Source organism: Candidatus Profftia lariciata (assembly GCF_020541265.1).
Lineage (GTDB): Bacteria > Pseudomonadota > Gammaproteobacteria > Enterobacterales > Enterobacteriaceae > Profftia > Profftia lariciata.
The window spans coordinates 859,772-875,493 of sequence record NZ_CP045925.1 but is presented as its reverse complement, the minus strand read 5'-3'; the positions used below and the strand labels follow the sequence as shown (position 1 = coordinate 875,493).

At 17.6% G+C, this 15,722-nt stretch carries 6 protein-coding genes; 2 read left to right on the top strand and 4 right to left on the bottom strand.

Going from position 1 to position 15,722, the window contains the following annotated elements; translation table 11 throughout:
* Window positions 1-1,419 precede the first annotated feature (1,419 nt).
* Window positions 1,420-2,271 (top strand): RNase adapter RapZ, encoded by an 852-nt coding sequence (gene rapZ / locus GII40_RS02280; RefSeq protein ID WP_226813229.1) that lies wholly within the window; start codon window positions 1,420-1,422, stop codon window positions 2,269-2,271.
* A gap of 3,974 nt (window positions 2,272-6,245) precedes the next feature.
* Here rapZ and GII40_RS02275 read toward each other — a convergent pair.
* Window positions 6,246-7,547, bottom strand: a complete 1,302-nt coding sequence (locus tag GII40_RS02275; protein ID WP_226813228.1) for an anaerobic C4-dicarboxylate transporter — start codon at window positions 7,545-7,547, stop codon at window positions 6,246-6,248.
* A gap of 2,241 nt (window positions 7,548-9,788) precedes the next feature.
* Between GII40_RS02275 and tusA the strand changes: the two genes are divergently transcribed.
* Entirely contained in the window at window positions 9,789-10,037 is a 249-nt protein-coding gene (gene tusA, locus GII40_RS02270) for a sulfurtransferase TusA (RefSeq protein WP_226813227.1), read from the top strand.
* A 650-nt stretch (window positions 10,038-10,687) separates the two neighbouring features.
* Here tusA and suhB read toward each other — a convergent pair.
* From suhB to fldA, 3 genes are all read right to left on the bottom strand, one after another.
* Window positions 10,688-11,485, bottom strand: a complete 798-nt coding sequence (gene suhB / locus GII40_RS02265) for an inositol-1-monophosphatase (RefSeq protein WP_226813226.1) — start codon at window positions 11,483-11,485, stop codon at window positions 10,688-10,690.
* Between the two features lie 2,232 nt (window positions 11,486-13,717).
* The gene (gene fur, locus GII40_RS02260; protein ID WP_226813225.1) at window positions 13,718-14,167 is read right to left on the bottom strand and encodes a ferric iron uptake transcriptional regulator; all 450 of its coding nucleotides are present in this window, start codon (window positions 14,165-14,167) and stop codon (window positions 13,718-13,720) included.
* Between the two features lie 777 nt (window positions 14,168-14,944).
* Window positions 14,945-15,460, bottom strand: a complete 516-nt coding sequence (gene fldA / locus GII40_RS02255; protein ID WP_226813224.1) for a flavodoxin FldA — start codon at window positions 15,458-15,460, stop codon at window positions 14,945-14,947.
* Between the last annotated feature and the right edge of the window lie 262 nt (window positions 15,461-15,722).

Genomic DNA, 15,722 nt, shown 5'->3' with positions numbered 1-15,722 from the left:
AATATTGTATATATTATATATAAAATTAATCATTAGTTGATGTTAAATATTAGAAATATTTTTTAAATGAAGAGCATTATTAATTAATTGTTATCTACTAAAATTATGCTACTTAAATAAGTAATATAGTTTATATTAAGATATTTTTTGTTTAATAAGAAGTAAAATAATATTAATATTTTTATAGGTATTATTAATATAAAAAAGAATTTTACTCATGTATTAATAAAAATAAAATAAAACTACAATAGTTTTAGTTATCATAATATATTGATTACGGTTAATTAGCAAAACTCATATAGAATAATTAATCATATATTACATGTACACTATACGTCAATAAACCTCATATAATAAATAATTATTTTATAATTTGTATTTTATAATAAAAATATTTTTTATATAAAATTATTATTCTATAATTAAAATAATTGTAATAAAATTTTGGATTGATATTAAACACAATACTTATCGTAATCATAAGTAATCACTTGAAAAAAAATTTTTTAGAATATACAAATTTTTCAACTAAAATATCCTTATATATTAATATTCTATTAAAAATCATATATATGATAATTACTAGAGTATTTTATATTTTTAATACAAATTCAATTACAATACTAGTTTTATTTTAGTGTAATAATTAATAAATAATAATTTTTATATATAAATGTAAAATAAATTTTATTAAAGTTTTATTTTTGAATAGATATAATACAATTATTATAATTTTATTATATCATATATCTTGCTTTAAATATATTGATGTTTCTTAATTATTGATAATAATCAATATTTTTAATATTTATATATTTATTTTAAATAGTAAATTTATTTATTAATTAAATACTATCATTTCATATCATGATTATATTAACAATTTCTTTTGTAAGAAATTTTTTGATAAAATTTATGAGTAAATATATTATTTATTGCAGTGATAAACATAATATAAATATTTTTATTATGATATTAATATACTTATTAAATATAATAATAACTAATATAGATTAGTGTATTGTAATACAATGAATAATAAATCTTTAGAAAATCAAAATATTAACCTTTTATTATATTATTATGTTTATATTAAATTTTAAAATATATAACATACTTTATATGCCATATATTTTTATGATCCTCATTAATAGTATTTATTAGTTAGTTTATAACTATTGATCATTATGTAGTGATATAATATTTTAATAAATTTTTATATCATATTTTGCATAATTTTAGATCTATAACATAATGTTATTTTGTGCAAATAATATGGAATAGCATAGGATTATATAATAATAAAAATTTTATTTTTATTAAAAGTATGTATATAAACTATTATGATATATTATTTTATATACATAATATTTATAATATACAGTAACTAGGTTAAACTGATATTAAGGAAGGTATGACATGGTACTCATAATTGTTAGCGGCCGTTCTGGATCAGGTAAATCAGTTGCTTTACGTGCTCTAGAGGATATAGGATTATATTGTGTAGATAATTTACCAGTAGAATTATTACCCAATTTGGCTTATTCTCTAGCTAATCGTAATACTTTAGCTGCTGTTAGTATTGATATACGTAATATTCCTAAATCCCCTCAAGTATTAGAAATAGTAATGGGTAATATACCAAACAATTTTACTTCACAAATTTTATTCTTAGATGCAAACCGTAATACATTAATACGCCGTTATAGCGATACACGTCGTTTACATCCTCTATCTACTCAACATATTTCTTTAGAAAGCGCAATTGATAAAGAAAGATATTTATTAGAGCCATTACGTTCTCGAGCAGATCTTATTATAGACACTTCAGATATGTCAGTTCATGAACTAGGAGAAATGTTACGTAAACGTCTACTTGGTAAGTATAAGAGAGATCTTACAATTGTATTTGAGTCTTTTGGTTTTAAATATGGTATTCCTATGAATGCTGATTATGTTTTTGATGTACGTTTCTTACCTAATCCATACTGGAATTTTAAACTACGCCCAATGAATGGTTTAGATAAACCAGTAGCTACTTTCTTAGAGAAATATACTGAAGTATATTGCTTTATTAATCAAACTAGTATTTATTTAGAGTATTGGTTACCTATGTTAGAAAAAAATAACCGTAGTTATCTAACTATAGCAATTGGTTGTACTGGTGGTAAACATCGCTCTGTCTATGTAGTAGAGCAATTAGTTGAATATTTTAGTTCACAAGGTAAACATGTACAATGTCGTCATCGTGCGTTAGAAAAAATAAAATAAATTAATTTTTTATAATTACAATCAGATATTGATACATTCATAAATTATTGATATTAATCATTTTCTAAAAAATTAATAAATTTAATTACATACTGTTTTTGTTAAAGTTTTAATAATTTAAGTAACGATAAGCATATTAATTGATAATTATAATATTTAATTATTGAAATTAAAAATTTTGTATTAATAATACAAATATATTATTTTATAATATTAAAAATATTTTGATGATTTTATGATTTTAATAAATAAAATATTTATATATTATTAATCTCAATAATAAATATTTTTATTTTATAATAATAATTTATAATATAATTAATATATATTTTAGTAAACTAAAGTTTTTATGAGACATTAATTTTATATATGATAATAAATGTAATAAGTATTATTTATTATAAAATAATTATTAATAATTTTTTATTTTATTTATTTTAAAAATATTTTGTTATATTTTAACTAAAAATATAATTAATTTATTAACATTATGCTTTATTATTTTGTTTTATGAGGTATATAACATACTATTCATAGTGTATAATAAAATATAAAATTTTTAATTTACAACAACATTTATAGAAATAATAAAATATTAATAATATTATTATATACTGATATATCAATATCATTATTATAACATATATAAAATATTATTATTCTTTTAAAATAATTAATTGATTAATATAGTATTATTTACTGCAAAATCTTGATATCTAATAAATATTTATTTGCTATTATTCATACAAGATAATAAATCAATAATATTATATTATAATTTATTGATTAAAGAAATATATTCTTATTCTTATTTATATTATTTTTTATATAAATATTGCTGTTGTTTATAAAAAAATTTATATATAGCTTTCTTTATAAGAAAGCTTTTTAAAAAAAAATCATATTATCAATAGCAAAATTTTTAATTCATTAATTATATTTATATTATTAAAAATCATATGTTATATTTTAATTAATAATTTTTTAAGTATTTATAATATTTTTTAAATTAATTATTTTCGTATCTACAATAATACGTTATAAGCTGATTGCTAATATAAATATTACTGTATTATTTTAGATAATAAAATATTGTATTTTATGTAACAGTTAAGTAATGTTAAACTAAATAACTTGTATAGTAAAACTATTTTTTTATGAAAACCTGTATTTATTATTTTCATTAAGTGTTATTTATTAAAATCTAATGTTTTTTGAAAATTAACACAAACAATATTTATTAATTTAAATTAATATTTTTTATATTTCTTTTAAAGATTTAAATTATTTAAATTTATTCATATTATTAATTAATTATTGTTTGTCGATAATAAATTATTACGTTGATAATAAACTTGATGCACCATGATGTACAGATCTACATAGTTTTTATTAGGCTCTTATAATTTAGGAAATTTAGATGATACTCAAGTATTGATTTGCAAAGGTACATCTATAAACCTAATAAATTTAGCATGGAGTATGTAAATAATTTATATAATTACCTTCATTTTTAACATAATATAAAATTATTATACTTAATAAGTATAATATATGAGTCGTATGAAAACTATAGTAATCTAGTTTGCGACTAAAACTATTGGTTTTTTATTAAAGCAATATCTATTAATTTGTTTATACTTAAAATAGTTTTAAAAAAACATAATAAAATATGTATATCTATAATAAATATTATGCTTTAGAGCATTATTAACCATAATAGATAATTATTCAATATTACCTGTACAATTAGAAGAAATCTAACGCACTAGAATAGGCATATATTAATGCTATATTACGTCTATTAAACGCAACATATAATCATCTAAATAATTTATAATTTATAATAAATATAACATAATTAAAATTTTCTAATGAATCTAATCGTTATTAAATTTCTTATTTAAGATATATTAAATCAGCATCAAAATAGTAATAAACTTATCATAGTTACTACTGTTAGATGGTATTTCATATATTTCCATAAAAGATTATGTACTTTGCTAATGATTATTATATTTTATATTCATTAGATAATATTGATCTATAAAACATATTATTTATGGCATTCAACAATTAATATACAGATATAAATCACCATTTTTAGTTTATAATAATACTTTACTAAAGTAATAATTTTATTTTTATTAAGTTATATTTTTTATAAAAATAAATATACTTATTTTTATAAATAATTTTCTATACTTATAACAAATAAAAAAATAATGTATCTTTTATTAGATATAAATATTAATTGTGTATTGTAATACAGCATTATATGCTAATAAAATATATAATAGATTTAAACTATATAATTATAGTTTATAATTTTTATTATATTGAACTACATTATATTCTATTCTTTGTAGAATATAATATTTATTATATAGTAACAATCAGAAATAGTACTCAGTGTATATTTATACTTTTATAATTTTTATATGTATTTTACGATTTTATTTGTTTTACTGTTATAATTAATACATGATAATATCTCCTACAATACTTTACTTATTAAACAAATAATATTTTATACCTTATTAAGGTAATGTCTTATAAGTATTATGATAGTGTAAGTTAATCTATCGAGAGATACGTTAATTTAATAATATTATTTATTATTATAAGTTAATATTTTATTAGTCAGGAGATATACTGAAATTATTATTAATTTAAAATTATATTTATTTTAGATAAAATTACTAACATATTTATTTATATAATTTTAAAAAAGATTGTTTATTTAAAATAATTATGTTGCTTGTACATAATAATAATTAGTAACATGCATTGTAAATATATTAAGTAAGTTCATACTTAATATACGTATTTTATATAGTTTAAGAAATTGATTCTTTAATCACTTATAGTATTATAAATTTATTTTTTATATTAGTTAATTCTTATTAACTAGTAAGAAAATAATAAATTTTTTAAAAAATATATTCTAGCAAGAATATTAATAATATAACTCACTTTACATACCAGAAAATATTATTACATTATTTATCTGTAATATTTAATACATATTTAGCATAATAATAAATTGATATATTACTATATTAGTATTTATAATAAAATTATTAATTTATGCATTGTATGAAAATACTTATTAAAATTTTTTATTGATTATATGTTATTGTGTTATTATCAGTATTTCATAAAAACTTATATACATACAATCTACTATAAATATTTTATCCGTCAAGTATGTATTTCTACAGCAAAGTATAATTAATAATTATTTTTTATTATAACATAATCATGTGTAATTTTCTTCTTATAAAGAATAGATATTCTTATATAACTTTTATAAAAATTATTTTTTATTATGAATGATTAACATATATAAAATAGCATAATCTTTATTAAATTAAGTTTATTTTATACATAAATATATACATATATATAAAAAACATATAATATATATAATATAATTAAAATTAAAAAAATTACATTAATGTAATTAATGACTTTACTATTTTAGTATATAATTAATCAATATAATATTTATAATATATTAATATTTTTTTAAAATTATAAATTATTATAATTTAATATCATTACTATTAAATAACTAACTCATTAACAAATAAATATTTTTAATTGATATAATTTATAATTATAAAGCATAATAAATAACATAATTTATTTTTACAAAATCATATATAAATAATTCTTTTTAATAAATATTATAAAATATATTTTATTGAAAATATTTACGTATAAATAAAAATAGTATTTTATAAAGATATTATTGTTTTTTAAAAAATATCTTAGCATGTTACATATAACACAGAATCAAAAAATAGTATGATAATACATAGTATATTTATTATAATATTGATATTTTATTAATTATTATCAAGATATTTATCAATTAATATATAATATTTTTAGTATTAATGTATTTATAATATATAAAATAAAATTTAAGTATATTGTTTGTGTAATATTGCAATATATGAGATACCTTATAATATAATACTACCAAATAAAAAACTAAATATAATAGATAATATAACCCCTATAAGACCTGGTATAAAAAATGAATGATTAAAAATAAATTTACCTATGCTAGTTGTACCAGTATCATCCATTTGCATTGCCGCTACTACAGTTGGGTAAGTAGGTACAATAAACAAACTAGCAATTGCTGCAAAAGAAGTTACTGCAACTAAAGGAGAAATATTAAGTGCAATAATTATTGGCATAAAAGTTTTTGTTGTTGTTGCTTGAGAATACATAATAGTAGAAAGAAAGAAGAATATTATCACGAGCAACCAAGGATTAACTTGAATTATAGTGCTTATAGTATTTTGTATCCATTGCATATTCTCTTGCACAAAAGTATCTCCTAACCAAGAAACACCTAAAATACAAATACATGAATTTATGCCAGCTTTAAAAATATTAGAGTTAAGTATATAATTGGTATTAACCTGACATATAATAATTGTTAATGTTGCGACACTAAACATAATACTTAATATAGTATTAGTAATATTCATTATAGAAGTTTTAATTATACATATGCTAGAGCTACTAAAAATAGCATAGCATATTATGCTGATTAGACCCAATAAAAATAGCCATACAGATATTTGTGCATGATTATCAATAATAATTTGTTTATCATTATATGCTTTAATTAATCCTTGGGATAAACGTTTTTGATACATATGATCATCAGATAATTTTGAATTAAAACATAGAAATATAATAAAAGACATCGTTAAAATAGCCATCAATGTAGATGGAATTACTACCATTAATAAATTTATATAATTAATGCCACGATTAGCTATAATAGAAGACATATAAATAACAGCAGCAGAAACTGGAGATGCTGTAATTGCTATTTGAGCAGAAATTACTGCAGTAGATAGAGGTATACATGGCTTAATATTTTGTTTTTTTGCTACTTTTATAATAATAGGTAAAATAGATAAAGCAATATTACCAGTACCCGTTACAATAGTACACAAATATGTCACCATGGGTGCTATAATAGTAATATAATTCGGATTATTACTGAGTAATTTTTCAGTTTTTATTGTTAAATAGTCTATACCGCCAGCAATTTGCATAGTAGATATTGCGACTATTACTGCTATAATTATTGAAATTACATCAAATGGAATATGTCCTGGTTGAACACCAATTATAGCAAGCATGCATACTCCAAAACCACCAGACAAGCCTATTCCTATACCCCCTAATTTTGCACCTAAAAATATAGCAAATAATACAATTATTAGTTCTATCATTAACATAGTTGTTATTTCCTAGAAAATAATAATAACAATTATTAATCTTTTGTTTTTCTTAAATAAGTCATTTACATAAAATATCGATAGTAGGATATAATTTTGTAAATTATGAATAATTTTATTTAATTGTAATTAAAAAAAATATTAATCATAATCTTTGTTTATTATATGTAAAAAAATAGATTATTATAAGAATAATAAAAAACTTTTATTATTATGTTTATTAATTAGTACATTTTTGATGTAAATAAAATAATATTAAATTAATGACTGTAATACAATATTTATTATTAATACAGTATATTTCAAAAAAACTTAAAATAAATTTTATTTATTTTAGTAGTTTTTTATTTTCAATATTATTAATTATACTTAATAAGTATATTAATTACAGTATTAATCAGTAAATTAATTTTTAATTTATTAAAATTTATTAAGAGATATATTAAAGATTTTATTAACATTATTATGTAATATAAAATATATATAATATCTATAATGTAATACCATTATATATTTTATTTTTTACAAAATACAATATATAAAATATTAAGTATTTATTTTAAATTATGTAATAAAATTATATTTTATTGATAATATATCTTATAAAACTATAATTATAGTTGATAGTTTGATCATTCAATAAATAAATTTTTAATTTTATTTAATGAAATAATTTATATTTTACTTATCTAAAAGTAATATTTTTTATATATTTAATATATTTCTCTAAAATTACAGTAATAAATAAGATTACTAATAATTAATTGAGTAAATATTATTTTTTCTAAAGATTATTTATTCCTTTTCTAGGATTCATTGTATTTATAATTAGTTAGAATACTTAACATATTTATTTGTTTTAATATATATGTTTCATTATAAAAAATAGTTATGATAATTAATTATTGTTTTTTATATAAAAGTCATTTATATAGAAATTATTTTTTTAAATTTATTGATCTCTTTTAATAAATACTTCATATTACTGTTATTAATAAGCATATATAATAAATTTTATTTGATGTATTATAAAATTATTAATTAATATTTAAGATACTTATTTATAAAAAATTTATTGTTAATCTAAAATAATTTATTTATGTTTTTTATTAGTTTCATACTGTAATGATTACAGTATATTATCTTACTAAAGATCTAATAAATAAGATACTACATAATACCATTAATTATTTAATATAATGCATTATTTTAAGAATTTTTTACTAGTATTATAAAATATTTAACAAAATTTTATCTTAAATAAGATTAAGCTATCTGATATAATAATTTTAATTTTTTTAAATTAAAATTTAATGTGATAATTATAAGTTTTATTATAATAAATAATAAATGTTATATAAAGTTATTTTAATGAAAGAGATATAAAAAATGGTTTTTAGATTTTATAAGTAATAAAATAATTTATAATAATATTATAAAATTTCTTATTAAGGGATAATATAATACTATATATTTTATATTAACTTTATTTTAGTATAATAATATTAATTATTATTAATATTTTACTTTAATCATTTAAAGTATACTGTTTTATTAATACATTTATTCTTAATAAGAAAATATTATTAATAATTTAATGTAAAAATATGTAATATTTAAACTTTTTAATCATTGTTATATTTGTATTGCTAATGATATATAGTTCTTAGCTTACTGAAAGCATTTTAACTAAAGTTAATCATTAATTAATTATATATCGCAATAAATATAATTTATTATATTTTTTAGTATATTATTTTTATGATAATTATATAATACTTCAGATATAAAATATATTTTAATATTTTGGCAGTAATAATAAATATAACAATACTAGTTTTTTCGTAAACACATTGGATATGTGTAATATTCAGTATTTTTTATCATTAAACTATTAAATAGCTATTATATACACTAAATCTATTTTATAATATATAAAATAATTAATATTAGAAGTATATATTATAAAAATATTTAAAAGTTATTAATTATATAGTATATATAACAAATATATATGAATACTCATATTTAATATTTTTTATAAAGTAAGAATACTTTTAGTTATCTTAGTTAATTTATTAAGTAATATTACTTAATAAAATTGTTTATAATTATTTTTTATATAAATAATAACATATATAATTCTTCTTTTAAAGAAGTATTATATAACAGATTAAATACATAATTTATCTGCTAATGTTACTAAATAAAAAATTTTGTTTTATTATTGTAGAGAAAAATATGACCAATATTTTTGCTAACCCAGATAAAATGCTAAATGCATTGGGTCTGATGTGTCCTGAACCTATTATGATGTTACGTAAAACTATACGTCATATGGAAAAAGGAGAAACGTTATTACTCATAGCTAATGATCCAACTACTATTCGTGATATTCCAATTTTTTGTTGTTTTATGAATCATGAACTAATTGCGAAAGAAACTAAAATTATACCATATCGTTATTTATTACGTAAAGGTTTAATATAAAAAATTGTAATTTTCATAAATAAAACAGTTATTATTATATAATAAGAAGTTATATTGATTTTAAATATATTTAATATAATTACTGTAAATAAATATTCACTAAATTAAAGTGACTATTTATAATACATCATTATATCAATAATAGATAATCTATTATTGATAATTATAAATAATTTTTAAATCTATCTAATAATCATAAATCAATAAAAAACACACTATATATAATGTTTATTAATTTAATTATAAAATAAATATTATTATTAATTTAATATTTAATAATGATTTTATATTATTAATATAATGTTATTACTGGTTAAACTAATAATAGTTTAATACATAGTAAACATTAAATATTTTTTAAAAAATATATAATTAATTATATTAATATCTAACATACTTAAAATATATACTTTTAGTATTATATCAAATAATTATAACAATATAATACTATATTATAGTGTAATTCTTAAAACTAAAATAATAATATAAGTATATTAAGTGATACAATAGTAATTTTAATATTATTATATAAGATTTATCAGTTATAATAAATAATATCCAACTTAATATTACGTTATTATATTTTTAGATATATTAAATGATTAATAATTATTTTAGATAGCATTATTTTTTATTAGTAAATATAATATTTATATAACTTCATGAATCTCATTGCGTACATTAGCGAGTATAGCTTTGACAATACGCGGGTTACCAGCAATAATATTTCCTAATTTTAAATAATTATGATCACCTAAAAAATCAGTTACTAGACCTCCTGCTTCACGAACTAATAGTTCACCACCAATAAACTTCCAAGATTTTAAGCATATCTCAAATAAACCATCAACACGACCAGCAGCAACATAAGCTAGATCTAATGAAGTAACACCCGTGCAACGAAAGTCAGTACATTTAGTTAATAATTTACTTAGTATAGAAAAATAAATAATAGCTTTTTTTCTAGCTGTATAAGGGTAGCTTGTTGCTAAAATAGTATTATCTAAATCTTTAGACATTGTACATCTTAAACGATAACCATTTAATTGAGCACCTTGACCACGAGTTGCAGTAAATAATTCGTTACGCATAGGATCGTAAACTACAGCAACTTCAGTGCGATCTTTAATTCTTACTGCAATAGATACTGAGAAATGTGGAAAATTTTTAATAAAGTTTGTATTACAATCTAACGGGTTAATTATCCATTGAATATCATGATCTATACTTAATGAATTACTGCTTTCTGCATTTATAATTATATGATGTGGATAAGATTTATGTATAGTATCTATAATTAAACATTCAGCATTACGATCAATATTAGTTCCAAAATTATATTTTCCTGCTTGTGTAATTGTACGTGCATTAGGAAAGTCATAATTTTTAATAATTAAGTTGCCAGCCATACGCGCTGAGCGTATGGCTATATTTAGCATCGGATGCATATATATTCCGTATGATATTAAAAAATAAAAAATAATACTAAATCACATATTAAGAGATGAGTGAAATAACTATTGTGATCTTCATCATTGTTTGATATTTATAAATAAACATGAATTATAGTAATAAAATATTATTAATTTATACTAATTCAAAATCATTAAAATAATAAATATTATTATAACATTGTTATGTTAAGACGATAAATAATATCTATTCAATGTAATATTTAAAATATTAAAAAATATTTTATAAAATAGTTGATGTTTGTTATCATTTTATATTATCATAAAATAATAATAACTAATTTTAAGAATTTATTGTATACATTTATTTTTAATAAAAAGTAATATAATTTATGTAAAATTACTAATAATACTGCATAAAGAATATAATTATATATTATTAATTTAGATCTATTGTATTTATTTTAATATTAATGAATTTTAGATAAATAATAATTATATAAATATTAAAAAATAATAAATATAAATGATATAAAGATATCAGTAAAAATAAATTATGTTAATATAACATATAATTTTAAAATTTAATAATATCAATTTATTTTAATAAATAAAATAAAGTATTTATATATTTTTATATTACTATACTCTATACAAGAGTTTTTTTATAATAAACAATATTATTATATTTATAAGATAATTATAGTATACTTTTAACTAAAAATATTATAAATATAATGATATTAATACTTAAGTATTAAAAGTATATGATTATAATAAAGACAAGTATTATTTATGTTTTATTGATAATATTATTTATTATTACAAATAATATTAAATATTTTAGATCTAACTTATAAAAGATTTTATGTTAGCAACAATATTATTGATTATCTTAATAAATATCTTATTATTTTAATATATAGGTAAGTTTTATGAAATAGACAATATTTAATAAATTATAAAATTTTGTGAAATATTAGTATAATATTACTTTAATAAATAACTTTTAAGATATCAAAACATCTCATTAATTCAACATTTAATTTATATGTTTGCTATATCCAATATATTGAGTCAAATATACTTTTAAAGTATATAATATTATAATTAATTTTTTAAAATTCTATAATATTTTGACAATAAATTATACAAATAATATTACATTGTATAATTTTGTAAAAATTAATATTTTTAAAATATTTAAAATTTTATATATAAATAATATATTAAATAAAAATTTTTTCACATATTTATATGTGATTACTTATTCATCATTATCTTATTTTATACTTTTTATTAAATAAATTTAATAATTATGAGTGTATTTAGTTTAATATTATTCCTGGTACATTAATTAATCTTAATTGATACATATAAAGTCTATATTATATTAACATATAAATTATTTATAAAATATTTAATAATAAAATTATGCTTTTTAAAATACAGTTATTAACTATTATTCTATTTATCCATGTATGTTTTCATAAAAATTCAGTGATAACTCTTCAAATATATTATCTTTAAAAGATGTAAATTATATCAATTTATAATTTTTTACAATTTACATTAGAAAAATTAATAGTCAAACATGGTAAATCCTATAAACATAGAACTAGATAGCAACTTAATAAGTTACATTATATAACCCATAAAATACAATTTTGAATCAAGAAAAGTCAATTGCCAATATCTTTCATAATTAATACTAGTCATTGTTAATAGGATGTATTATCAAACGGTTTTTATTATAGGCACTTGGGCAACTGGATTTATTAGTATATAAGTAATAAATAAAGAAAAAGTTCATCTAAATATTTTATAATAATTCTTAATGCATATAAAATTAATACAAGATTTACTAAAATTAATATTATATAATGAGAGATGAAATTTATTAAAATTTATGGTCAATGATCTATTTAAATTCATTTTACAATGTCTAAGATAATACTTATTACGGATAAATACTATAATATATCAAAACGATTAAAAACTTTATATTAATCTAAAAAAGAATAGAGTATTATTTTATTAAATAAGCTTTTTTAAAAGAGATCTTATTCTTTTTAAGAATCAAATAACATAAATAATTAAATGAATATGTACATCATGAAGCAAGATTACTTGTCTACTTTTATTACTTAATAAATATATAGAAAGTAAATCATAAAATATGAATGTTGTCATAATATATAATATTAACAATTATATTAAATAATTTTAATCAAAATACATAGTATAAATTAATTATATTAATAAATATTATACTTGATGATTATCACCTAATACTTTATTTGCACAGCAATTAACTTTAGTACAATGACCATACAAATAAAGACTATGATTAGTAAGATGCATGCCGTATTTCTGAGCAATATTATACTGACGTTTTTCTATAGCATCATCATCAAATTCAATTACTTTGCCGCAATCCAAGCAAATTAAATGATCATGATGATGTTGTTTAGTAAGTTCAAATACAAATTTCCCCCCCTCAAAATTATGACGAGTAACAATACCTGCATTTTCAAATTGGTTAAGTACACGATATACAGTAGCTAAACCTATTTCTTCACCTACATCAATCAATTTTTTATATAATACTTCTGCACTTACGTGATGACAGTTAGTATCTTGAAGTACTCTCATAATTTTAAGACGCGGAAGAGTAACTTTTAGTCCAGCATTTTTTAACGCATTATTATTTGTCATTTTATTTTTCCTGTTACTTCTTTAGGAGAAGTCTGGGATAAACTATATTTTTAGTTATTCATATTTTTAACGATTATAATGTAAAAAACATTTATAAGAATCTTGTAAAGATGATAATAGTATATAGAAAATGCGGATTTTTATAACTAATGTAATATAACTACAATAGCAATCAAATTAACATTATATACTTTAATATTTAACTTTTTAACAGTAGCATTATATATCTTTATGACAATAACAATATTATTATGATTATAATTTCTTGCTAAATAGATAAAATATTATTTAATATATAAAAAACATAATTATTTTAAAATGTATAATTTACTTATCTTAAGGATAATGTAAATTATTATATTATTTTTTCTATTAGCATTATCCTGCATCTTAAAATACCCAATGTATAGCAATCTTTAATTTAATCATTATATATTGAGTATATAACATAATAATTTCATTAAACATCAGAATAACTATAATTTATATATAACAATGAAAAGATGTTTATATGTCTTAATGTAAAAAATATGAAAATTAAGCTACTATATTTAAAAAATGGTATATAATTTTATTCTATTTATATATTAGATCAATATTAAAATATATATTATAACTTTATATAACATGTAATTTAAACATAGTAGTACGAGGAAATTAATATTTATCTTAATTATCATATAAGTAAATATAATATATCGAATATATTCTTCATAAGAAAATCATAATTTTGTGTATTACATAATAATATATGCTTAATTTTATATTAAAATAGCATTATAATAAATGCATTTCATGAGAAATTTGAGTTACCCATTCATTAACACGAGCTACTGTTAATTCAGGCTGACGATCCTCATCTATTGCTAAACCTACAAATTTTTTTTCATCAATTATTGCTTTGGAACTTTCAAAAAAATAATCTTTAACAGGCCAATAACCAACGATATTAGCACCTCTAGGTTTAATTATATCATACACCATTCTCATTGCATCACAAAAGTACTCTGCGTAATCTTCTTGGTCACCACTACCAAAAAGAGCAACAAATTTTCCTTTGAAATCTATTTCTGCTAATGAGGGGAAAAAATCGTCCCAATCACACTGTGCTTCACCGTAATACCAAGTTGGTATGCCAAAAAGTAAAATATTAAATGCTGCAATATCTTCTTTTTTGCTTTTAGCAATATCATATACTTCAGCAATTTCTTTTCCAAGTTTTTCATAGATCATATAAGCAATATTTTCTGTATTACCTGTATCGCTGCCAAAAAAAATACCTATTGTTGCCATATAGTATCTACCCTAATATTATAATAATTAAAATAAGAAAAAATATTATTACGTATTTTATTTAAAATATTTAACATAAATTAAGTTAATATTACTACAATAATAAAATTATATAATTAAGTATTTTTAATCAGTATATTATGACAATCTTTTAAATATTTTTTATATTAAGCTAAAATAAAAAATAATATTTTTAACTTACATATTAATATTGAATTGTTACTTAATTATATTAATTTTGTTAAAAATAAAACATAAGATT